The 23,711-nt window shown below is 53.2% G+C and carries 21 protein-coding genes; 14 read left to right on the forward strand and 7 right to left on the reverse strand.

The window, feature by feature from the left end; genetic code table 11:
* The first annotated feature begins 142 nt into the window (after positions 1-142).
* The 5 genes from pstS to ACAM_RS00195 are packed head-to-tail and all read left to right on the forward strand — an operon-like array spanning position 143 to position 4,429.
* A complete protein-coding gene (gene pstS / locus ACAM_RS00175) occupies positions 143-1,264 on the forward strand; it encodes a phosphate ABC transporter substrate-binding protein PstS (protein WP_022540785.1) in 1,122 nt (373 codons plus the stop codon).
* Between the two features lie 13 nt (positions 1,265-1,277).
* On the forward strand, positions 1,278-2,210 hold the full coding sequence (gene pstC / locus ACAM_RS00180; protein WP_022540786.1) for a phosphate ABC transporter permease subunit PstC: 933 nt from the start codon (positions 1,278-1,280) through the stop codon (positions 2,208-2,210).
* The gene (pstA, locus tag ACAM_RS00185; RefSeq protein WP_022540787.1) at positions 2,203-3,057 is read left to right on the forward strand and encodes a phosphate ABC transporter permease PstA; all 855 of its coding nucleotides are present in this window, start codon (positions 2,203-2,205) and stop codon (positions 3,055-3,057) included. The genes pstC and pstA overlap by 8 nt, the downstream gene beginning before the upstream one ends.
* Positions 3,057-3,818: a phosphate ABC transporter ATP-binding protein gene (locus ACAM_RS00190; protein ID WP_022540788.1), complete on the forward strand. Its 762-nt coding sequence runs from the start codon at positions 3,057-3,059 to the stop codon at positions 3,816-3,818. The genes pstA and ACAM_RS00190 overlap by 1 nt, the downstream gene beginning before the upstream one ends.
* On the forward strand, positions 3,818-4,429 hold the full coding sequence (locus ACAM_RS00195) for a phosphate signaling complex PhoU family protein (protein ID WP_022540789.1): 612 nt from the start codon (positions 3,818-3,820) through the stop codon (positions 4,427-4,429). Before ACAM_RS00190 ends, ACAM_RS00195 begins: the two co-directional genes overlap by 1 nt.
* 154 nt (positions 4,430-4,583) lie before the next feature.
* Here the strand turns inward: ACAM_RS00195 and ACAM_RS00200 are convergent, their stop codons facing one another.
* From ACAM_RS00200 to ACAM_RS00220, 5 genes are all read right to left on the reverse strand, one after another.
* Positions 4,584-5,105 carry a hypothetical protein gene (locus tag ACAM_RS00200; RefSeq protein WP_062661340.1) on the reverse strand — a complete coding sequence of 174 codons (522 nt, stop codon included), beginning with the start codon at positions 5,103-5,105 and terminating at the stop codon, positions 4,584-4,586.
* A 107-nt stretch (positions 5,106-5,212) separates the two neighbouring features.
* The gene (locus tag ACAM_RS00205; RefSeq protein WP_022540791.1) at positions 5,213-6,064 is read right to left on the reverse strand and encodes a fumarylacetoacetate hydrolase family protein; all 852 of its coding nucleotides are present in this window, start codon (positions 6,062-6,064) and stop codon (positions 5,213-5,215) included.
* A gap of 318 nt (positions 6,065-6,382) precedes the next feature.
* Positions 6,383-6,916, reverse strand: coding sequence for a hypothetical protein (locus tag ACAM_RS00210; RefSeq protein ID WP_022540792.1), 534 nt, complete (start codon positions 6,914-6,916; stop codon positions 6,383-6,385).
* A 118-nt stretch (positions 6,917-7,034) separates the two neighbouring features.
* Positions 7,035-8,327, reverse strand: coding sequence for an ArsB/NhaD family transporter (locus tag ACAM_RS00215; protein WP_022540793.1), 1,293 nt, complete (start codon positions 8,325-8,327; stop codon positions 7,035-7,037).
* A gap of 47 nt (positions 8,328-8,374) precedes the next feature.
* Positions 8,375-9,130, reverse strand: coding sequence for an enoyl-CoA hydratase/isomerase family protein (locus ACAM_RS00220; RefSeq protein ID WP_022540794.1), 756 nt, complete (start codon positions 9,128-9,130; stop codon positions 8,375-8,377).
* 134 nt (positions 9,131-9,264) lie between these two features.
* On the opposite strand from ACAM_RS00220, the gene ACAM_RS00225 reads away from it, so the two are divergent.
* The 8 genes from ACAM_RS00225 to ACAM_RS00260 all read left to right on the forward strand — a co-directional run bounded on the left by ACAM_RS00225 (position 9,265) and on the right by ACAM_RS00260 (position 20,450).
* Positions 9,265-13,719, forward strand: a complete 4,455-nt coding sequence (locus ACAM_RS00225; protein WP_022540795.1) for a hypothetical protein — start codon at positions 9,265-9,267, stop codon at positions 13,717-13,719.
* Between the two features lie 25 nt (positions 13,720-13,744).
* On the forward strand, positions 13,745-14,446 hold the full coding sequence (locus tag ACAM_RS00230; protein WP_022540796.1) for a phosphoribosyltransferase family protein: 702 nt from the start codon (positions 13,745-13,747) through the stop codon (positions 14,444-14,446).
* 110 nt (positions 14,447-14,556) lie between these two features.
* Positions 14,557-15,840 carry a BMP family ABC transporter substrate-binding protein gene (locus ACAM_RS00235; RefSeq protein WP_232502352.1) on the forward strand — a complete coding sequence of 428 codons (1,284 nt, stop codon included), beginning with the start codon at positions 14,557-14,559 and terminating at the stop codon, positions 15,838-15,840.
* Between the two features lie 103 nt (positions 15,841-15,943).
* Positions 15,944-17,422 (forward strand): ATP-binding cassette domain-containing protein, encoded by a 1,479-nt coding sequence (locus ACAM_RS00240; protein WP_022540798.1) that lies wholly within the window; start codon positions 15,944-15,946, stop codon positions 17,420-17,422.
* Positions 17,419-18,354 carry an ABC transporter permease subunit gene (locus ACAM_RS00245; RefSeq protein ID WP_022540799.1) on the forward strand — a complete coding sequence of 312 codons (936 nt, stop codon included), beginning with the start codon at positions 17,419-17,421 and terminating at the stop codon, positions 18,352-18,354. Before ACAM_RS00240 ends, ACAM_RS00245 begins: the two co-directional genes overlap by 4 nt.
* A 7-nt stretch (positions 18,355-18,361) precedes the next feature.
* Positions 18,362-19,204: an ABC transporter permease gene (locus ACAM_RS00250; protein ID WP_232502353.1), complete on the forward strand. Its 843-nt coding sequence runs from the start codon at positions 18,362-18,364 to the stop codon at positions 19,202-19,204.
* 90 nt (positions 19,205-19,294) lie between these two features.
* Complete coding sequence (locus tag ACAM_RS00255) at positions 19,295-19,747, forward strand: NifB/NifX family molybdenum-iron cluster-binding protein (protein WP_022540801.1); 453 nt, start codon at positions 19,295-19,297, stop codon at positions 19,745-19,747.
* 223 nt (positions 19,748-19,970) lie between these two features.
* A complete protein-coding gene (locus tag ACAM_RS00260) occupies positions 19,971-20,450 on the forward strand; it encodes a deoxyuridine 5'-triphosphate nucleotidohydrolase (RefSeq protein WP_022540802.1) in 480 nt (159 codons plus the stop codon).
* A gap of 24 nt (positions 20,451-20,474) precedes the next feature.
* Here ACAM_RS00260 and ACAM_RS00265 read toward each other — a convergent pair whose 3' ends face one another.
* Entirely contained in the window at positions 20,475-20,930 is a 456-nt protein-coding gene (locus tag ACAM_RS00265; RefSeq protein ID WP_062661359.1) for a hypothetical protein, read from the reverse strand.
* Between the two features lie 330 nt (positions 20,931-21,260).
* Positions 21,261-22,301, reverse strand: coding sequence for a molybdopterin-dependent oxidoreductase (locus ACAM_RS08425; RefSeq protein WP_022540804.1), 1,041 nt, complete (start codon positions 22,299-22,301; stop codon positions 21,261-21,263).
* Between the two features lie 326 nt (positions 22,302-22,627).
* Between ACAM_RS08425 and ACAM_RS00275 the strand changes: the two genes are divergently transcribed.
* Positions 22,628-23,638, forward strand: coding sequence for a cytochrome c biogenesis protein (locus ACAM_RS00275; protein ID WP_158318567.1), 1,011 nt, complete (start codon positions 22,628-22,630; stop codon positions 23,636-23,638).
* Positions 23,639-23,711 lie beyond the last annotated feature (73 nt).

Here is a 23,711-nt window from a genome sequence, read left to right on the forward strand (position 1 = left end):
ACATATTGAGTTAAAGCAGCACGTATAGCAAGTAGGAGCAAATTCTGTATATAGCTCTATATAGAATTTTGGATGGTCTATGCGTTATTTATGGGGAGAATATAGCCACTATAAAGAACCAATTACAACCGGAGGAGCGGAGATGGATAAGAGGATCGTCATTCCAGCCGTCCTCATTATAATTATAATAGCCATAACCGGATTCGGCTTCGCCTCCGGATTGTTCAGCAGCCAGGGCGGTGAGAGCGGCGGGCCGGCTGGAGGGTCGAAGGTTGTTCTCCAGGGTGAAGGCTCCACGTTCATCTACCCCCAGATACAGGCTTGGAGCGAGGAGATAAGGAAGACGTACCCGTGGATGACGATAAACTACAACCCGACAGGCAGTGGAGCCGGCCAGAGCGCTTTCATAAAAGGTGTTGTCGACTTCGCAGGAAGCGACACGCCCCTCCCTTTAGAGGTGTGGGCTTCGCTGGAGGGCAACGTTATACAAATGCCAGTTATAATCGGAATGCTAGCTATAGTCTACAATATACCCGGGCTAGAGGACCTCAAGCTCAACGCCGAAGTCATAGCCTTAATATACAAGGGTGAGATAGAATTCTGGGACGACCCCCGGATAGCCTCTTTAAACCCGGGTGCCAGCCTCCCCCACGAGAAGATAGTTGCAGTCCACAGGAGCGACTCTAGCGGTACAACCCACGTCTTCACAATATTCCTCCACAAGGCTGCCCCGAACGTCTGGACCGCGGACCTCGTGGGTAAGGCTATAAACTGGCCCGTAGACGGTACTGGAAGAGGTGTTGGAGGCAAGGGCAACCAGGGCGTCATGGAGGTTGTCAAGAATACTCCCTACAGCATCGGATATGTAGAGTACGCCTACGTCGCGAAGGCCGGAGGGGGTGTACAGGTCGCCATGATAGAGAACCGTGAGGGAGTCTTCCTGAAACCCACGCCGGAGGGTGCCCAGGCGGCGGCCTCAGGCGCGGCTTCAACGCTACCCGGCTCTCCGGACGCCGACTGGAGCGAAGGCTTCGACTCTATAATATACGCTCCCGGGGAGAACAGCTACCCTATAACATCCTGGTCCTTCCTCCTATTCTATAAGCAGTACGACGACAAGGAGAAAGCGGAGGCTATCAAGAAGCTGATAGAATGGATAAACACTGAAGGCCAGGAGAAGGTTGTTGAGGGTTACATACCAATACCCAACGAGATTAGACAGATAAACATGAAGGCTGTAGACATGATATACTACAGGGGCTAGCGGGGCCCCAGCCTTGGCCAGCATCTTATCCCGCGACAGGCCATTCTTCACCCTACTCTTCATAGCCTCCAGCATATCAGCCTCAATACTGGTTATCCTCTTTATAGTGTTAGCATACTACTCAATACCAGCCTTCCAGCAGTACGGCTTTGGAGTCTACATCCGCTCGGCGTGGAAATCTCTCGAGACAGGCCCCGGGGACTACGGCCTGCTGGTCCCAATAGCCGGGACCCTGGTCTCCGCCTCTCTCGCAGTAGCTATCGGGCTTCCGGCTTCTCTCTCAGCAGTGATTTTCGCGGAGGAGATAATACCCCCCTCCATGCACAGGGTTAGAGAGGCTTTCAACACTATTGTGGACGTTATGACAGGGCTTCCGACAATCGTTTACGGCCTATGGGGTGTCACCTTCCTAGCCCCAACACTCAAGGACACGCTGCTGGAGTGGCTGTATACCTACCTCTCCTTCATACCCCTATTCTCATGCAAGCCATTAACTGGGACTACGATCCTGACAGCCAGCCTCTTACTCTCGCTCATGATAGTGCCCTTCATATACGCGGTGGTAAGGGAGTCCTACAGGCAGATACCCAGAACCTATAGAGAGGCTGCCCTATCCCTGGGGACGACGAAGTATGAATACACCAGGATAATGCTTGGAATGGTGAAGCCCGCCATACTCGCCGGCGTGTTGATAGGTTTCGGCAGAGCTGCTGGCGAGACCGTGGCGGTAGCCCTTGTAGTGGGCAACACTTTCAACATGCCCACCTGCCTTCTAGCCCCATCCTACACGGTTTCATCCCTGATAGCCAACCAGTTTGCAAACGCCTCCCTCTACCCCTACATGACAAATGTGCTGGTGGCGGGTGGACTCTTCCTCCTAGCCCTCGGTATAGTCACAAACATCCTCGGACTATCCTACCTGCGGAGGGTGAGGTTCCATGCTTGACTGGAGGCGCGTGAAGGAGAGGGTTTTCATAGTCACCGTCACCGCTGTAACCATACTCACCGTAGCACCGTTGTTCCACATAATAGGTATGGTAGCTCTAAAGGGCTCCAAAACCATAGTAAAGTCCGGGATAGAATTCTTTACTGCAACCCCTGGCCCCCCGGGCTCAGAGGTCCTTGGCGGAGTCGGCCCGGCCATACTAGGGAGCCTCTGGCTAGCGGTGACCACAGCAATTGTCGGAGTGCCCCTCTCCGTCCTGACGGCCATGTTCATAGTGGAGTATAAGAGCCACCCCCTCGCCAGAATAGCCATGGTCTTCTCCGGATCCCTCCTAGAAATACCCACGGTTCTTATAGGCATGCTGGTCTTCCTAGTGATAGTAGCGCCAATGGGCCACTACAGCCTCCTGGCGGGGAGTATAGCACTGGCCATAGTGATGCTCCCATACACTGTGTCGTATGTGGAGAGGGCTCTGGAGAACGTACCCCAAACCTACAGGGAGGCTGGCTACGCCCTTGGCATGACCAGGGCGCAGGTGGCGGTTAGAGTCGTAGCGGGAATAGCGAGGAGAGGCATGGTTGCGGGGGTGCTCATAGGCATTTCAAAGGTCGTCGCCGAGACGGCGCCACTCCTCTTCACAATAGGGAGCGCGAGGAGCAACTACCCCCTCACCCCCCTAGACCTCCTCAAGCCGGGAGACGCCCTCCCCCTCCTCATATTCCAGTTTGCTCAGACACCCTATGAGAACTGGCAGGAGCTCGCCTGGGGCTCCGCTTTCATCCTCACCGCCATAGTTCTCACAACCTTCATAGCAATGAGGATTCTCGTTAGGGAGGTGAGGCTTTAGTGAAGCTCATGGATGTGAGGGTTACAGGCCTGAACGTCTGGATAGGGGATAAGCACATACTAAAAGGTATCAGCTTCAAAGCACACCCGGGCACGGTAACAGCCATCATGGGGCCCTCAGGCAGCGGCAAGAGCACTCTAATAAGGGTGATAAACAGGCTTATAGACCTAATTCCAGAGGCTCGGGTAACAGGGGAAGTGTGGATCAACAACATGAACGTTCTTAAAGAGGACCCGTATGTTATAAGGAGGTATACGGGCATGGTCTTCCAGGAGCCAAATCCCTTCCCCCACATGACCATCTACGAAAACGTCGCCATAGGGCCTAGGCTACACGGGCTAGCTAAGAGCAAGAAGGAGCTGGACAAGATAGTTGAGTGGGCTCTCAAGATGGCCCACCTCTGGGACGAGGTTAAAGACAGGCTGAACGACTACCCCCACCAGCTCAGCGGGGGCCAGAGACAGAGGCTAAGCCTCGCCCGGGCCCTAGCCCTAAAGCCCAGGGTTCTACTCCTCGACGAGCCCACGGCAAACATTGACCCAGTGTCAACCGTCAAAATCGAGAAATCCATAGTTGAATATGCCTCAGAGGAGATGGCTACAGTGATCATAGTAACCCACACTCCACAGCAGGCTGCAAGGATATCCGACCAGATACTATTTATATATGAAGGCCGGGTAATCGAGTACGGTCCAACTAAGGAGATAGTGCTCAGGCCCCGGCATGAGCTGACGAAGAAGTTCCTGGGAGGTGAGGTGTAGTGAGTGTAGATCCCGCTAGAAGGGACCTGGAGGCCATATACTCCAACCTAGACAGGATGTACAATGTAGTTGCAAAGGTCGTCGCAGACACTCTCAAAAGCCTGAGTGAATGGAGGGTGAACGAGTCGCTCGACGACCACCTCTACCTCGCTGAAAACCTCTCTGCAGTTGTCGAGGAGCAGGCTACATTCTTCATAGCTAAGTACCAGCCCCTCGGCCCGGAGCTCCTAGAGGCCAAGTCGTTGATAAGAACCTCCTACGACTTATACAGGATTGCAAGATACTGCAGAGAGATTAACAGGGTAATAGCATACACTAGCAGGGGAGGCCGGGTTCTAAAGCCGTCCCAGCAGGTGGAGAGGGCTGCAGAGATAGTTGCCTCCATGGTGGGCGATGCCTACAAAGCCTTTAGAACTAGGGATAGCAGCCTACGGATGAAGGTGGAGGAGACCGACAACATGATGGATAATATATACGATAGCATGTTAGAGAAGATCGGCAAGGTCGAGTCCCTGAGCCAGACCGAGGCTGTGGACCTCCTCGTAATAAGGCACCTTGAGAGGATTGCAGACCACGCAGTCTACATAGCCAGGCAGGCAGAACTAAGGTGAGGAGAGCATAACCCGCGGCAACCCTCTACACCAGGCGTGGTGCCTGGATACCCCGCGGTGAGCCAGAGAGCTATATCGCTTCTGACACTTAGTGCATTAAAGTCGGCAAATAATGAGATGGGGCGTTTCAACATAGCACCTTGATAAACCCTCCTCACTGGCTGACTACAGCTTTCTCACCCTCATAGGCTGCGTGACATCCCTTAAGTATAGCGTTGACTGTAACAACTGGCAGAGACTCTTCGCCCACCGGTGTTATCAGCGTGAGCTCTTCTCCCGGCCTATACACGCCGTCCACCACCACAGTGTCCTCGAAGACTGGGCTGCCTCCGTACCTAGAGGTGAACGACTCGAGCTTGTAAAGAGCTGCAGCCCTGAACCCGTCTTCTCCCTCCATTATGAAGAATGCATAGCTGTCCCCCGTGCCGTCGACCGTCTTGAGGATTCCGTATGCACCTCGGGAGTCGAGTATGTAAGTCTTACCCCCATATACTACAGTGGCTGAACCATAGCCCAGATAGGCGACCCTAGCCTGAACCGTTACCCTTGAAGGCCTAGATAGGGATTCTAGTGTGGATACGTCACTGTAGCCTGATGTGTATATAGCGTAGCCCCCTATAGCTAGGAAGACCCCTGCCAGAATAGCTGCGATTACAAGGGCTCTAAGCATAGCCAAGGCTGGGCACCCAGCAGCCAACCTCTTGATATAGTTAGTTGTGTTAGAGCGCTAATTTCCGCTCTACAATATCTCTCCCTCAACTAAACCCAGCCACGACTATGCGGCTACAGGACGGCCTCAACAACATTCCTTAGAGAGGGTAGTCCGGAGACGGTCACCTTAACCTCGTCGCCATGTCTAAGATAGCGGGGTGGCCTCCTAGCGTGGCCGACGCCCGGCGGTGTCCCGGTGAAAACTATGTCGCTCGGTCTAAGCGTCACCAATGTTGATAGCCTGCTGATTATCTCCGGTATACTCGCTATCATATCACTGGTACACCCCCTCTGCACCCTCTCCCCGTTGAGCCTTGTCTCGACACACAAGCCTTCAATATCCCCAGGCGAATCAGCTATGGCTACGACCGGCCCGACAGGACCATAGGTGTCTAGGCCCTTAGCCATGCTCCAGCTCATAGTCTCCTGGAGAAGCCTATCCGTTATGTCAGCCCCCGCGGTATACCCGGCGATGGCATAGGCGGCTTCACGAGGAGAAGCATTCTTAATCCTCGAGCCTATGACCACGACTATCTCCCCCTCATAATCCGGCTTCTCCGACACCGGGGGGACTATTATCCTGTTGAGATGGCCTGTAAGGCTAGATACGGGTTTAGCGAAAAAGGCGATCTGCTTCTCCATACCCATCTCCCTGGCGTGCTCGCCATAACTCCTTCCAACACCCCACGCCGACGATGGAGAGACAGGCGGGGCTAGAGGACTGCCGAGGGAAATACACTCGCCTGTGAGGCTTTTAGACAGCTTCTCATAGGCGGCATAGGGGTTATAGTAGAAGCCCCTCAGCCCGCCAACCGCCTCGTGTGCCCAACCCTCTACACTCTCTATACATTCCTTGCGAGCGTTGTACAAACCTATCAAAGGCCCCAGGGGCGTGTGGACCGCCCCAACAAAGAATTTACTCAAACTCACAACCCCGATACTCTCATCTCAAGTTGAGGTAAGCATGACGCAGAGATTAGCTTTACCCAATATTCTAACCCATACTTCCACACGCTAACCTATAACGAATAGGGCCGTAGAGGATGCATCTCCACAATAGTCTCCCACGGGGACTAGCTAAGGCCCTTTCTTGTCGCCTAGTTACCAAGAACTTAGAAGCCGGGGGCCCATTCGAGCTGGTGGGCATACACTATCACATGAATAGAAAGACGCGGACCAGCGGTTCCGCCCCAAACCAGAGTCTACAGGCTTCTAGCCTCCGGATGCCCACTTCACGATTATCTACCACTGCCCTATTCTAAATAGCTTTGCGGCCGCCTCGATAACCACTCCTACCGAGCTCCAGGCTACAATTGAAGCTGGGAGGTATACCCAGGGAGTTCTAAGGGGGGGTGGTATGGTGTAGTGTGCGTAGGAGCTTGTAGGATCTCCAATAGTTGCTATAGAGAGTTCGTAGAGATAATCTCCCAGCAGCACCGCAGGTAGGTTGTAGTAGAAGGATAGATCGCTGCTGTCAAACCAGAATAACACGGTAACGAGTCCCGATACGATCCCAGCGATGAAGAACCCCCACAATATAGGCCAGCGCGTCATGTGCTCCAGCCGCGACGCTGCTAGAAAGCCTATGAGCGCGATTGAGGCCAAGGACGCTGGCACTATGGGGATGAGAGCCGATGGTAAGGTGAGGAGGAGTGCTAGAGACAGAATGCAGAGTGCTAGCTTCATTGAACCTTTCCGAAGATAGTATAGTGCTGATGCAATGTACGGGGTGTAAACAACTAACGCAAAGATTAATATAGCCTCAATGACTTCCATCAAAACCCACCCCATTAATACTTAAGTGAAATACAAAAAAATTCACGAAGCCATCACATATATGGTAACAAGTGTGTAACCTGTATCCCTCCTGCTAAATTCAAGGAATCCCCTCATCCTATACCCACAGCAGTATCGTTAATAGGTAGTGGATCAGCAGAGAGGATATAGCAAATGTAAGGCTGTATTTGAGGAATTCTAGGGCCTTAACCCTGTATCCCTCCCTATCCGCCATAGCAACAGCAACGTAGAGAGCTGGCGCCGCCGCTGTTGTGGCGTTGCTGGCGAGGGTCGCACTCCACGCCATCCCCCAGTAGATACTCCAAGGGTCAACTCCTGCTATGGTTGCCGCATCCCTAACTATGTAGAGGAATGTAAGCAGTAGAGCGTCGTGCTCTATCACGAGAGATAGTAGCCCCACCGCCCAGTACATTATCGAGTAGCCTATAAGCTCGCCAGCGGCTATGCTATCCACGATCCTCAGTGCTATCTCCTCTATAACCCCGCCTGACTCCAAACCACCGACAAGGGCGAAGAGGGCAGCGTAAAAGAGGAGAGCACGCCACTCTACATGCTTGAGAGCATCATCAAAGCCTCTCATACCGGCAACACCAATCCTCTTGAGGATCTCGACAGTTAGTGCTAGAGCAGAGGCGCCGGCCATTGTTATGAAGCCTAGAGGGAGCCCGATGAGAGGCCTGACAGCCATCGCCGCGACTGTGGCTGAGAAGAAGGCGAGGGAGACAAGGAGAAGCGTCCTCCTACTCTCTCCTGCCCCAGGAGTCTCAACAGACGAGAGCAGGGAGTCCGGCTCCCGCCTTATAAATAATATGTAGAAAACTGCTAGGGTTAGGATGAAGGTGACTGTTAGAAGCGGGAAGCTACCCGGCTTCCCCCGGGTCCATATAAAGTCTAGAAACTCAGCCCCCGCCACGCTGTGAAGCAGCTGGGGAGGTAGGTCTCCCATTAGCAGGGCGGTGCCCATGAAGTTTGCCGAGAATCCCACTAGAAGTATTGCCAGTACAGGGTTTCCTCCGGCTTTCTTTGCGGCTGCTATGGTCAGCGACCCTACCAGGAGTATTACGAGGACATTGTCGATGAACATTGAGATAAACCCGGATAGGAGAGCCATGTAAAGTAGAAACCTCCTGTAGGATCCTGCACCTCTAGACACAAGCCTTATAGTAGCCTCGGTAAAGCCCCCCTCAATCATGTAGCCCGCTATAATCCACATCCCCAGCAGGATGGCTATGACATTCCACTCTACGAAGTTGAAAGCCTCCTCGGGAGTGTAGGCCGTTAGAAGAACCATCGCCGTCACTCCAGCAAGCGAAGCGGCCACTTCGTCCACATACCTTGACACTATAAGAGCTATGGTGACCGCGAATACTGCAGCAGCCAGAACGTCCATAGCAGCTCCCTGGGGGCGGTGATGGTGTCAAGCTATTTAAGTCTAACCTATTGCTTTTTCCTGCGGCTCTCTATGAAAGCGGCCATCCTCTCTTTAGCTTCTCTCGTCAGCACGAGCTCCGCCAGCTTCTCCACCATCTTCTCAAGCTCGACTCGGTAGTGTTCGAGAGTAGCCCTACGAATCTCTATTACCGACTGGTCGGGTATGCTTCCCAGCGATTCAGCCACGGCAAGCGCCCGGGATTCGAGGTCTTCCGGGTCTACTATATCGTCTATAAGACCTAGAGCCTTAGCCTCCTCAACATCGAGCCTTGCACCTGTTATACCTAGCATTCTAGCCTTCCTCTGGCCGAACACGCTTCTACCTATGGTTGAGAGGAGGGGCGGGATGAGGCCAATGTGAGATTCTGGGAACGCGAACCAAGCATTCCTCGATGCTATAACAACATCGGCCAGCAGGAGAATTTCGGCTCCTCCACCTACCGCCAGCCCGTTGACAGCCGCAACTATCGGCCTTCTACATGTTGCCATGGCTTCTAAGGCGGTGTAGAGTGTTTTGAAGAAGGAGACTGAGGAGGTTGGAGTGTCCAGAGCATGCATACTGTAGATATCGTCGCCAGAGCTGAATGCCCTCCCTCTCCCAGTCAGCACGATAGCCTTAATCCCGGTCCTGCACACCCGTCTAAAATACTCTCCAAGCAGCTTCCATGCCTCAGCATTCAAGGCGTTGAGCTTCTCAGGCCTATTAAACCGTATAAATGCAACATCGTTAACCTCCTCATAAACAACAGGGGCCTGCTCCAAACAGAACACCAGATGTTAGCTTAATAGTGCGACGGTGGATATGTTAATAAAGAGCTGTATACGTCTATACTATCCTGCTCTCCACTCCTTCATAAAGACTATTTAGGCGACAATTTTTTCAGGGGTGCTTCTGTTTGGTTTTGGGTGCTAGAAGTTTTCACCTTGCAGTGGCACTCTCCGCCATGATCCTAATCTCCCTGGCGGGCGCTGCATCGGCTGCAGCCTCTGAATCGGCGATACAGCTTGAGGACCTAGCCCAGCCCGGAGAACTGGTGGAGGCCTCTATAAGCAACCTGGAGCCTGGCTCTAGATACACTCTGCAAGTTGAGGGTAGTGAGGCCGTCGTCGCTGCCGTGGCTGGCAACGTTATTGTGGAGAGCTATAGCGGAAAAACCGTCGAGTTCGTGGCTAGAGATGCCTCCGCAACTTTCTACATATACCCGGTCGAGGCCGGAGTTTATGCTGCCACCCTCTACCAAGGCTCTCAGACCGTTGCACAGGCACAGTTAGAAGTTCAACAGCCAAGCAGATCAGGTGATACGCCGTTAGGCTTGATTGTAGACGACTCCACGGAGCTGCTCATAGCTATAGCTCTACTCACAGGCTCCCAGCAGCCTACGGGGGTCGAGGTCCTAACGACCTTGGCCCCGGCCTCCAACGGCCAGGCAATAGTTCTTTTGAAAACCAGCATTACCATAGAGGACAGCGTGATCATAAATGTAGACACAACAATCACCCGAGAAAGAGGTGTAGAGAAACTTATAATAATGGGCGCCTCCGGGGGAGTTCCAGCCGAGCGTGTAAACCTCATAATAAACGCGGGAGCGGTACTAAGGTTCGAAGGTGAGGGGGAGGCAGGCCTTGTAGTTAAGCTAGCAAGCCTAGACATAACACTAGATAGCAAACTCGGGATAAAGCTTGGAGCCATACAAGGCTTTGAGATACAGGATTCCTCAGTGCTCTCAGGCTCAAATGGCATTGTTGAAGCCTACCTACCCTCATACAGCTCGCTCTCAGAGGCTCTCTCAACAGGCATCTACATAAATCTTGATAGTGTCAATGGCCTAGTCAGAGTTAGGCAGACTAACTCTGATTTGGGGAAGGTTCTGGCGGTTAGGCTTGGACTGTCGGGCCCTCCATGGCCGGGCCTCGAACTCGCCTCCACGCACCATAATGTCCCGGTGTATATTGTAGAAGGGCCCTATGCACGCCTACAACAGTTGAGCATAAGGGGTGTTGGAGTTCTTGCAGTCGAGCCCGGCTCTGTTCTCAGGGTTGACACGCCGCTGAATGTCATACTAGAGGGCAGCTACCTAGTCTCGCAGCTCCCCGTAGCCGCAATAGTTCCGGCCTCAACATCAATACCCCAGGACCAGCCCCTAATACTCACACCTGAGTTGGAAGTAGTTTCGAATAGCGGCACGGGCGGCAGCTTTTCCATTGCTGGCGTTAAGCTCGAGTCTGACTACGTGTCAATAGGGTCCCAGCAAAAGCTGTCTATAGCAGCGTTATCATACGTTAACCTAGATGCGGATAGCCTCGATGTTGGAGGCTCAAGAGTGATCATCGGAAAGCCCCCCGAGGGCCTTCTACCTGTCAAGCTCCCCGAGGGGCCTACGAGCATAAGAGTTGGCAGTCTACAAGTTGAAGCCGACGAGCTACTAGTAGACGATTCAAGCATAATAACAGATCAGATCTTCGTTAACGCGGGGGCTGGTGGCGTAAAAATAACTGGGTCCTCAATAAAGGCTGGTGCACTCTCAGTTAGTAGGAAGACATATGAACTTGTAGTCAGCATCGGGGCATCAATACTGAGCATTAATGAGCTATACCTTCCCTCAAGCTCCACCACCTTCTTCTCGTCAGTAATGATAGCCCCATCGGCTATCGGTAGAATAGGCCTTGCGAGAGACGCCAATATAACCTTTATAGCAACAGTATCGCAGGCCCCGCTTGAAATCCACGGGAAATCCAACAGTTCCTCTGTAATCTCGGGAATTCTAAGTATAGCGGAAGAGCTCAAGCTCTACAGCCTTGACATTGAAAACCTAAACCTGGTAACCACTACAAGCAAGTTCAGGCTAGAAGCCTACGAAGCTAGAGGATCAATTACTATAGCGCGTGATGGCTGGGCTAACATGGAGGTTAGTGCTCCGGAGAGTAGACTAAACGTCAACATAATCATCTGGGGCGGTTCACTATCGTTAGAAAAATCCTCCCTAACGAGTCTCACCATAAAGACAACGCGAGACGACCTAAGCCTTGAAATACTTGGCGATGTTTTAATATTAAAGGAAGCTGTAGTCGAGGCGTCCTACTGGTCCACACTGGAGATTATAGGAAACGGTAGCCGCCTCTCGGTTCCGAGCATTACACTCTCAGCTCCAGAGGGTCGAATAGCACTAGAGGAAGCCATGTTGGCAGGCATCCGTGAGCTTGTGGTAGACACTTCCGAAGATATTCCGGAGAAGTTTGAAGCATACAACACTACAGTTTTGGGGGGCGAAAACTCGACTATAGCTGTTAATGGAGTCGAGGTAACGCTCTCTTCAACCACCCTCACGAGCACCCATATACAGATTGGAGGGCAGACAATCAGCCTTACGGGAGTGGCTATACAAGGTGGTATGCTAGAGGTAGACGCAGATCGGGGGTTATCATTAAAAGACGTCTCGATAGCTGACGTCTCTGTAGCCGCCTTCAACGCCGGAGACGGCACCCTTGAAGCTAGGAGCCTTTACGTAGATGGCTGCACCACGATGGAGGCCAAGGCTGTTGAAGGGTATATAGATCTTAACGCGTCTTGTGGCGGTGAGGACGATGTAGTCTCGGCTATAATAACCGGGGCATTCACTATCGAAGGCCGTATAGAGGGCGGGTTCGAGGCAGAGCTTTCAGAGGCTTCACAACTTGATCTTGGATACCTTGAGGTCAACGGCAATAGCTTAAACATTTGGGGTAGCGGCAGCGCCACAGTCAACGGCGTTGTCAACCTATACATAAAAGGACCCTCTCCAGCGTCCGTTAAGGTGAGTGGCGTATATGTGTCTCTCTACATCAACGTCGATGGAAAGCTCGAAACACAGCACTTAACCATCGCATCAACTCCAGTCGAAGGCTTTCTACAGATCAGCTCTACAGGAGGGCTGGATGTAAACCTTAGCGACGTTTACAACGTATCTTTGTCTATTAACACCGGTGGAGACACGGTCATAACGCTCCCTCAAGACTCTTCAGCATCGCATGGCCTACAGCTTGAGGTGGTGAGCACTGGCTATTTAACCGTGAGGGATGGCATTGTAACTTCTGATAGTATCAGGCTTCTCGGAGGAAAAGTATTTATCTATAACGCCAGTCTCAACGCGGGCGAACTCTGGATGGAGGGGGATGAGGTCTCAGTATCCTCCGGGGTGTTGAATGCTGAGACAGCAATTACAATAGCGTCGCCCCTGATTTATCTTGTAAGCTCCGATGTAAAGGCAGAAGAATTATACATACAGTATGATATAGAATATGGAGCTGGCCTCGTAGTGGCCGTTGATTCAAGCCTGGGCAGCCAGCCCGAGAGCCCTGGGATGATCCTTGACTTCAGGAGCGGTTTTACTACAATATCGGTAGAGTCGACGCTAAGCCTTTCCTCGATCCAGGTAGAAAGCGCCTCATATTCTATATTGAGCCTGGTGTCGTCGACTTTAGAGTCGAAGAGCCTTACAATCTCAGCCAGCCAGGAGGGGGCGCTGGATCTAGTATCACTCTCGTCCAGAGTAAACATAGACAATAAACTCTCGATAGTCTCTGGAGGAGTGTCGCTAGAACTCTTATCAAGCACTTTCAATGCTGGGGAATGCGAGATAGCAGAAGGCTCTATCATCGAGTCTGTGGCATCCGATGTAAACAATGGCTGCAGCGTGAACGTTCCACTGGAGACTGTCGACTATACCGGATGGAGCGTGAGGCTGGGATCCAGCGAAGAAGCCTCGGGCGAGCTATTGTTAAGAATAGCTGAAGGGCCAGAATATATGGTATCTTATGTCGCTGTGGGAGGGTGGTATATATATGTCGCTCTAGTTTCAACCCCCAGCAGCAATGTGGTCCTCGAGCTTGAGATCCCATCGACGGATTGCAAAGATATACTTATAGCGGATCCTCTAAGCGGCAATGTGGTAGGAGTGGGTAAGGCTATCGAAAAGGACGGTGGATGCCTGTTAACCTCAAGTCTAGTCTTGGAGACGCCGTCGAGGCTGTTCTTAGCCTTGGAATACCTCGAGCCAGACGTCGAGAAGGTTACCTACACAACTACAACCACAGTAACGACCACACAGACCTTAACCGAGACTATTAGTCATACTCAAACACTGGTGAGGACGACAACAACCTCCGAGTTCATATTGTCAACCACCACTGAGACTCTGGAAAGCACTATCGAAAAGACGGTTGAGAGGACTCTAGAGAGCACAGTCACATACACGCAGTGGGAGACTAGAACCGTAGAAGCCCGATCGACCGCACCATGGGCTGTCGCTGCTGCCTTAGCAGCCGTGATCGCCGGCCTCCTAGGGTACATGCTTCTCCGGGGACGTGTGTCTTGATGAGGGCTAGGAGGGGTGGGAGGGTTTGTACAGATACCGGGAGGAAGCGCTGAGGCTGATTGTTGTTGAAGCACTGAGGAGAGCAAGGTCACGTGGAGTCACTTATAGGGAGCTAGCGGATTCTACGGGTGTTGACGAGACGCTCCTAGCTAGGTATGTATCTGGGAAAGTAGTGCCCGGGGTTAGACAGGCGGAGAGGATTTGGAAAGGCCTCCTCGGAATAGTAGGTCCTGCCAGGCTCCTGGCGGAGAGTCTGGAAAAGGGGAAGCTCGACGTTGAAGCGGCCCTTGGAGACCCCCTATTTATCCTCATGGCCCAGCTTTTCTTCCTGGATAGGATTAGGGAGAGGATAGACACTATTCTCGTGCCAGAAGCCGCTGGTATCGGGCTCGCCACGGCCTTGGGTCTGGCCTTCGGAGTCAATGTTGTAGTTGCTAGGAGAACCAAGGAGTATACGTGGGCAGAGTACGTTGAGGCTGGGTTCGAAGATCCCGCGAGCGGTAGGAGCATGATATTCTATGCCAGAAAGGACCTCCTTAAGGGGAGCAAAAGGATACTTATAGTAGACGATATAGTCCAGACTGGCAGGACACTGCATGCTATGGAGAAGATCGTAGAGGCGGTTGGAGGGAGGGTTGCCGCTATAGCAGCGGTGGTTACCGTCGGCAGTGAGTGGAGGCGGTTCGTTAGAAGCAGGGTTGTACCTATCCTTGAGATAGCTCGTTAGCCAACCCTCCTTTTACAGAAAATGTAAAAATATTGGGCATCCAGTTGTAAGAAGACAATAAAGGTTTTACATACAATGCAGGTTATATTGGAGGGGGCCACCGTTTGAGCATGAACAGAAGGGATTTCCTTAAGCTAGCCGGCGCCGCGGGCGCTGGCCTGGTTGTCGGAGGCTTCGGGGGGTACCTGCTCTCCAATGCAGGGAGGCAGCAGGCAGAGGGTGCTGGAGGAGAGGGTATAAGGCTCAAAGCCCTCTGGATATACGTGGGCCCGGTGGAAGATTACGGGTGGACCCGCGCCCACCACGACGGTCATATGGGAGCTCGCGGCAAGCTCCCCTGGCTAGAATCCTCATACGTTGAGAGCGTGTCAGAGGACAAGGCCTACGACATTATCAAGGCGCAGCTTGATGCGGAGGGTTATAATGCCGTGTTCGCCACAAGCTACGGATACATGGATGCCCTTAAGAGGCTTGCCGCGGAGTATCCGGAGGTTAGGTTCTACCATTGCAGCGGGCCGTGGGAGGAGTTCAAGGATCTGCCCAATGTCTCGACATATTTCGCGGAGTTCTACCAGCTCTATTATCTCAACGGGCTCGCCGCCGCTGGAGCGACTGAGACTTGCAACCTAGGCTACATACCAGCCTTCCTCATCCCGGAGGTTGTTAGGCACATAAACGCCTACGTGATTGGCGCTGTTGAAGGTGCCCGCGTCATGGGCAAGTGTGACGGCGGGCGGAAGATAAGGGTTCTTGTGACGCCGCCCCTCAACAGCTGGTTCGCCCCTGATAAGGCTAGAGAAGCTGCCAGGCTCCTAGTGGAGACTTATGATGTAGACGTGATAGCCTACACCGAGGATACGACTGCAGTGCTAGAAACTGCAGAGTCATACTGGGATGAGGGGGTGAAGGTTTATAGTTTCAGCCACTACACGGACATGTACGCATACTTCAAGAGCCAGGGCAAGACCCTTAGAAGCCACCTAACAGGCCAGATATCCAACTGGGCGCCCATCTACGTTGATCTGCTGGTCAAGCAAGCGGCGGGCGTGTATGAGAAGGTGGATGTGTGGGCCAGACTAGGCGACTACACGCCCATAAGGTGGGCGAGAAGCCCGAGCGAGAGCCGCGCAGGCTCTCCGGAGGGCGCTGTCTATCTGGCCCCGCTAAACACCGAAGCAATACCGCCGAGGATGCTGGAGCACATCAAACTCAGGTACGAGCAGATGAAGGAGCTTCTCTTCGAGCCCTTCACCGGGCCTATCAGAGGATATAAGATAGACGCCCAGGGAAGGCCGCAGGAGGAGGCTAGGATGAAGGTGAAGGAGGGCGAGAGGCTAGGGAGGAACCCATTGTGGACCATGGACTGGCTACACGAGAACGCCGAGACGCTTTAGCCTCTCACAGGCTCCACCGTTTTATCCTCCAGCCCCAAACCACTTTGACTGTGTCTACACACTGAAGCGAGGAATGCTGGTCGGAGGCTAGGGTGTGAATAGGGTGTTGAAAGGCCTGGCTGTCGAGGACCTCCACGTAGTTTACCCTGGAGGAGTACAGGCCCTAAAGGGGGTAACGGCCAGCTTCCCAGCGGGCCTGGTGACCGCCCTTCTCGGCGAGAATGGAGCTGGAAAGACGACGCTACTCAAGACCATAATGGGTATCGTTAAACCCCGAAGAGGCAGAATAATGCTTGACGGCTCGGAGCTACGTCCCAGGGGCCCGGCGGACTCCCTGAGAAACGGCATATACATGGCGAGCCAGAACCCACCAGTATACCCCGGTATAAAGGCTTACGAGGACCTCGCCGTAACCTCCATGGTAGCAGGAAGAAAGGTTGGCCTCAAGCAGGCTAGAGCCATGCTGGCTGAGGCCTCCGAGGCGCTGGGTCTCAGTATAGACCCCGACGGGTATCTGGGTGACATGGGATTCTCCGAGAGGCAGAGACTCGAGGTTATCAAGGCTCTAGCACTAGGGTCAAAAGCTGTCCTAATGGACGAGCCCACCACGCATCTCACCCCTGATGAGGCCGCGCGGATGCTGTATGCTGCCAGGCGTCTGGCTTCAGCGGGGGCGGCTGTAGTCCTGGTTACCCACAGGATAGCCGAGGCTATGGTGCATGCAGACAGGCTTGTTGTGCTGAGGAAGGGCGTCAAGGTGTATGAAGGTCCTCCACCAAAGTCCACCGAGGAGGTTGCAAGGCTTATGTTCGGCGAGGTCCTCAAAGCCCGGCAACCTAGTGTACATAGGTCTGTTAGGGCCGGTGGGAGGCTTGTCCTCGGTGTTGAGGATATTTCGCTTCCGCCTAGGCTGAAGAGGGCTAGGCTGGAGGTTAGGCAGGGCGAGATAGTTGGAGTGGCCGGTGTTGCTGGAAACGGCCAGGAAGAGCTTTTCCAAGTAATAGTAGGCCTTAAGAAGCCTGTGAGCGGGAGGATAATTCTTTCCGGCGTCGACGTGACCCGGGCTTCATCCCTGGCCCGTAGGAGGATGGGAATGGGGGTTGTTCCGGAAGAGAGGCTTGGCCAGGCGCTCGTGCCGGGAGAGTCCATAGCATTCAATGTAGCCCTCTCAATACACACAGCCCGGGACGGGTTCTTGGTTGATTGGGGATACTATGGGAGGCTTGCCGAAGTGTTGATAGAGAAGATGGGTATTAAGGCTGTTGGTCCGTGGCAGTTAGTGGACGAGTTAAGCGGGGGTAATATGCAGCGGCTCATAATAGCTAGGGAGCTGTGGCTGAGGCCCAGGCTACTGGTTGCTATGAACCCGGCTGCAGGTCTTGACCTCGAGGGGCAGCGGGCTGTGGCGAAGCTGCTTAGAGAGGCAGCGGGCAAGGGGGGCGTACTTGTTATCGACGAGGACTTAGATTTCCTACTCGGGTCCGCAGACAAGATATACGTGGCGAGCGGTGGAGTTGTTAAAGGGCCTTACATGCCGAGCGAAGAGAAAAGAATAATGACCGCTATGGGTGGGCTCGAGTGAACAGGATAGCTAGTATTGCAGCTGCAGTAGCTGGCACAATAGCGGCTGGCGCCATATTCTCCATACTAGGGCCAGGTGCAGCAGCGTTTATTGAGGGTCTCCTCAAGGCTGCAACCACCCCAAGCCTCATATCATACAGCGTAGTCTACGGTGCAATACTAGCTTCAGCCGCCTCTGGCCTAGTCCTCTCCTATAGGGCTGGCCTCATCACCATAGGTGTTGAGGCCCAGATCACAGCTTCTGCAGTAGCCGCCCTCTACGCGCTATCCTACGCGGGCCTAGGCATACCGGGCGCCCTACTGCTGGCCTCCGTTGTATCTCTAGCGATAGGCATTCTGGTCGCCGCACTTAGGATTTACCTGGGGGTCAATGAGATCCTCTCTAGCCTTATGATAAACTATGTAGTTCTCTACACTGTAAACGGTCTTGTTTCAGGGCCGCTCCGTGAAGGCGCGTTCACGAAGACGAGGAGCATAGAGGCATTCATCAGCCCTTTTGAGGCCGGAGTTGCCGCCCTCGCCCTAGCCGCCCTATCATGGGCTCTGCTCGAGCGCACCAGCCTAGGCATATCACTTAGAGCCTCGGGCTCGGCGCCCTTAGCCGCTGATATCTATACCATGGGTAGGGCTAGGGCTATGCTGGTCTCAAGCCTGCCACAGAGCCTGGCGGCAGCCGCCGCAGGTCTGATCCTCCTGGGGGGCTTGCAGACTAGCTTCACCGCCCTCAAACAGCCTCAAGGTTATGGATATGCAGCCGTCCTCGTCTCTTGGATGGCGGAGCTCTCGCCAGCTACACTCATACCTGTCAGCCTCCTCTTCGCCTGGATAGCGGGAGCAGGTTTCCTCCTACAGGCTTACGGTATGCCCTCGAGTCTAGTCCTCCTGCTCCAGAGCGTAGCCCTAGCAGTCTACATGATAGCTAGGAGGGTGTAGGATATTGGTGGAGATAGTCTTCTCAGCCGTGCTAACTACGCTTATACCCCTGAGCCTGGCTGCTATGGGTGAGGCTATCCTTGAGCGTACTGGCAGGGTAAACCTGGGAGTAGATGGTTTAATGGCTTTAGGAGCCGCGGCAGGGGCATTAGCGGGTGTGGAGACCGGAAGCCTAGCAGCGGGGCTAGCCGCCGGGGCAATTATCGGAGCTGTCGGGGGCCTTGCCTACATTTTATTGACGGATAGGCTGGGAGTGAACATGATTGTGGCTGGCCTCCTGGTTTTCTTCGCCGGAGTTGGACTAGGCGATCTCATCGGTTCGAATATAGCAGGGCGGCCGGGACCTGTGCTCAGGAGCCTGGAGTCCGTTGCAGCGATAATAGGCATTGCTGCCCTAACCACCCATGTTATCCTCTATAACACGGTCATAGGGGCATCCCTTAGGATCGTGGGTGAGAATCCTGCAGCAGCCGCTGAAAGAGGAGTACCAGTGGAGAGACTACGGGTTTCAGCGGCTATACTTCAAGGAGCGGCTGCTGGACTTGCCGGGTATATTATGGTCTCCGGCCTTAGCTATGGTAAATGGTACAGCGGTGTAACTGCAGGCTTAGGCTGGGTGGCTCTCGGTATAGTCATCCTTGGCTACTGGACTCCACTAGGAGTCCTAGTGGCGTCGACCGCAGTCTCAGTGGTGTTCAGCATGAGGACTCAGATGGCCGCAGCCACAGGCATACCACCTCTCGCAGATGCCATTCCCTACATTCTGGTGCTTATCCTTCTCGCAGTAGGAACCCCCCTTTATGAGAGGCTGGGCCTTCGTCCACCTGCATCTATATGGCGGAGAAAATAGGCCAGATCCCCCCGTAGAAAAATTTTAACGGCCATATTTACCTGCGGAACCTGCACACTAGTAATTATAGCAGAAAGGAGGTTTGGCGGTTTGAAGATAGCGATAGCATCGGAAAAAGCGGGGGAAACGGGATATAGGGTGGCGGGAGGACATTTCGCCCACGCCCCCCTGTTCCTCATATACAAGCTCGAAAAAGGCGCCCCAAAGCTTGAGGAAGTGAGGGAGAACCCTCTTGCCTTAATGCCGGATGAGGATGCAGGCGAGCACTCCCACCACCATCATGGAGGGTTTCATGGACCCAGTAAATACAAGTTCCTAAGGGACAAAGTTCTTAGCGATATAAACCTAATAATAGCTGGCGGCGCATGCATGACTAGCATAGCATTCTTCCTGGGTGAAGGGGTTAGCTTAGCGTTTGCAGACCCCTCAACACCAGCGGAGGAGGTATTGAAAGCAGCCGTGGAAAAAGCTTCCGAGGGGAGGCTACCGGAGCTTTCGGTATACGCTTGGGGTAGGCTTGTAGATCCCGACGAGATTGAATAACGCGAGAAAAACTCCATAATTGCGGGTCGCCGCCTTAACCAGCCTAGCCAGGTGGAGAACCTGACGGTCTAGCCTGGGGCGAGGCCAGCATCATATTGCTGCTTCCCCCATATTTTCCCTATATCGAACTTGATTGGTTTCACAGCCTGTAGCCGTAGATGGACCTGCTTTACACCCCTTAACAAGCATGGACATACCAGTTCACATGGGGTGTGCACTAGCTTTGTTCTTGAGGGGCTGGGATTTAATAATGCTAGGCGTCGTTATGGGCCATGCTGAGAGGGCTGTTCAACCTGCAGGGGTCGATCTAAGCTTAGGCGAGATAGAGCGGCTCTCCGAACCGGGGTTTCTGGGCAGGGAGGCTAAGTCGGTGCCTGGAGGTGAGAATGTTTCCTGCAGCAATGGTGTTTGTGAACTCTCGCCAGGAGTGTACAGGGTGAGGTTTAATGAGGTAGTTTCGATACCGCAAGATAGTGTGGGATTCTGTTATCCTCGCAGCAGTCTCATAAGAATGGGGGGATATCTCGGCTGTGCAGTATGGGACCCGGGCTATATGGGGCGTGGTCAGGCCCTGCTTCTCGTGGCAAACCCTCACGGGCTGAGGATCGAGATAGGGGCCAGGGTAGCGCAACTAGTGGTGGCCAGGGTCGAAGGCCCCAACACCTGGATTTACTCCGGGGACTATCAGGGCGAGGGTTTGTAGAGTAGCGAGAGTGTTTCAGAAGAATCATATCTTTAGAACGCTCTTTGGGACGGTGACAATTAGAACGTCTCCGGTAATGTTCGATAGATAGTTGGCTAGGGCTTTCAAACCCTTCACTGCAGCTCTCTTCTCGATGCTGGGATCGTTCATAAAGCTACCGAGCTCTTTGAGGCATAAACCGAGCCTTCTCTCACGGCGATCCAGAATAATATGTAGACGCTTGCCCGAGTCTCCGTTTACGACGATCAGGATGGCATTAGCTTCTCCAGACGGGTGTGATAGCTGTTTCTCCACTAGGGGTATCAGCGATGTTAGCGTCTTTCCCTTGACTCTAGCCACCACAGAGCCTTCGATCATTGACAAGGCCAGTATAATGGGGTTGCATGCTACTGCTGACAACTTTCTCGACAGCTTCAAATGGTCTAGGAGATAGCTTTCTTGAGCCGGATTCTCGAAGCCTATAAATCCTGCTTTGTACACTGCTGGTTCCTCCGATCTTTCACCAGTGTGAGAGGGTGTTGGGCCTGTCATGGTAATATACCCCCTTAAGGAATAGCTGGCTCTGAGGCCGATGCTCCTCTGGGCTTCTTAACCTTTCCCTCCCAGTCTTTTGTAGTATCGAATTGAAGTTTAAAAGCAAATGGAGGCCCTGATAATACGGTATTACTTATAAACCAGTTTTATTATTTAGTCTAGCATCCAATGTTGTCATAAACTCCGTGATACTAATTCATAGAATTTTTCACATTTTAAGTACAATTTCCTAACGCGTATACGATTCAATTGATTTCCTATACAATTAATATGGTGCTAATGTTTTAATGGCCTAGGCTTACCTAAGAGCCTGCCCTCCTGCGCTATTTCAACATTCCTAACCTTGAATCTCTCCTCAAGAATGGCGCTTCCCCTCTCATGGTAGGAAAGGGCCTCCCAGTAGCCGTCCACATATTTATCTAGCAAGATTATCCTCTCAACCCATTTCGCATGCTTCCAGCCATAGAGCCACGGTAATAGTATTCTGGCGGGGTAGCCATTCTCCTTCGGCAGCGGCTTTCCATCTAACAAGAGTGCAACCATGTTTCCATCCTCCATTACATCCTCTAGAGGAACTATTGTAGAGTAGCCTCCTGTCGATACAAATGCAGCCCACTTGGCACCAGGATTCGGCCTCGCCATGTGTATCAGATGTTTAAGGCTAATGCCCTCCCAGAGCCTCCCCATGACGCTCCACCCGGTTACACAGTGGAAGTCGAACTGGCCCCTGTCAGAGGCTAGCTCCAGGAGGGCGACGTAAGTAAAATCTAGAGGTTTTTCAACGCTCCCTTCTATCCTCAGGCGCCAGCTACCCGCGTTAATCCTCTGCAGCCCCTCTGCAGCGTATATTATGAACTTGGGAACCGCCTTCTGGCCTGGAGGCATCGATTCTCTCCCAGGGTTTGAGGGGCGCTTAAGCATAACGAGATCTAGAACCTCGCCCTCGCTATAGTATTCTCCGTCTCCTCTCAGCTCCTCGAGCAGAGGAACCTCTACCGAAGCCATGCCTAGTAGAGCACCCGTTATGTTTATTATGTAACCCCCACTCTCTACCACCCTTAGAATGCCTAGAGTTCGTCGGCTGCCCTCCAGTTCGAAGCTAAACAGGTTGAACCGGCCCCCAAGATACTCCCACCCCCGAAAACCGGCGATAGTAGTTTTAACACCTAGAACTCCGGAGAGATATATCGAGGCCTCCCGAGCAGCCTTCTCAACATCTCTATAATCTTCGACATTACTCATGTCCGTGGTGCACTCAAACGGATAAGGGAGGCCTAGCATTGCAGATAGGCTGCTCTTCCTGACTAAACATCCCAATACCCCCCCTTTTAGTGCCATAACACTCCGCACCCCGGGTTATACACATGGGTAAAGCGATTTAAGAGGCCTCGTTAATACGGCTCTAGTATGCCGTTTTGATGTTGTTGCCGGAGTTGGACTAATGCTGTACTCAAGTTATTAAGGATTTCCGGGTTTATAGGAGGCTGGGGAGGCGCGCTGTGGATGCCCCTACCCTGGGAGCCGATTCCCCGGGTCTGGGCCTCCGGGGTATGGTGACGTGGTCCTCTCCCGAAGCGCCTCCCCCCGGATATGATAGTGGGGAGTGGTGTTGAGACGTGGCTATGCCAGGGCGACTCATCACGTTGCTCTTAGCTGTCGTCATTGTTGCTGACCTGGCCACGGCGGTGTATGCGGTGTTTGAAGGCCCGTTTCCAGCCGTTGTACCGCTCGGCTCACCCCTGGCCTATAAGAACATTTACATCCACCCGCCTACGGCAATCACTACCTACATAATATTTGGTGTAGCCAGCCTGGCAGGCGCTCTCTACCTCTGGAGGAGGGACAGAAGGTTCTCCCGACTCGCCTTCTACGCGGTGGCACTAGGAGTTGTCTACGGTTTCACAACTCTAGCTACAGGCATAGCGTGGGCTAGCGAGTCGTGGGGCGAACCATGGAGCTGGGATCCTAAGCAGACGGCCGTTCTACTCATGGTGCTAGCCTACCTAGGCTACTTCCCGCTCAGGAGCAGTATAGGGGATCCGGAGAGGAGAGATCTCGTCTCGAGCGTCTATCTCCTAGCATCGTTGAGTATGATACTGCTAAGCATACTTGCAAACCGGTTGATAGAAAGCCTGCATCCCACGGGTGAAGCTATAAGAGATTTCTCAGCCGACTTCCAGGCAGGCTGGACGTTTAGCATTCGGGTGGTAATGGCTATTGCCACCGGGTTATCACTAATAGCTTTAGCCTACACGCGTGTTAACATCCCCAGGATCCTGCTACTCGGTGTCGGTGTTACGGCAGGCCTAGCCCTGGCGGCCTCAGCTTTAATGGCGTTGCCGCTTCTCGAGGGAGAGTATTATAGGGTTGTTAATGCCGATGTAGGCGACGATGGGTTGATATACTCGATAACCGTCGTCACGAGTGGCAGTAGCGAGGAGACGATAGTGTTCCCAACTCCGGTAGAATCCCCTATAAAGCCCGCTAAGACAGCGGACGACAGACCCACTATCACAGGCCATCTAGTCAGAATAGGTGAAGACGGTGGCCTCCAGGTCCTTCCACACTGGAGCACACCATTAAACCTAGCACTATACACCCTAGCCCTACTAGTGGGAGTAGCCTTAACTATAACACTTGGTAGACGAGAGTAGGGCGGGGATGGGTAAACCCCCATAGACCCCCTCCCACTAACAGGCCTTGGGAGTATCTTCGTTGGGGCTTGGT

The sequence above is a fragment of the Aeropyrum camini SY1 = JCM 12091 genome (assembly GCF_000591035.1).
In the GTDB taxonomy this organism is placed as follows: Archaea; Thermoproteota; Thermoprotei_A; order Sulfolobales; family Acidilobaceae; genus Aeropyrum; species Aeropyrum camini.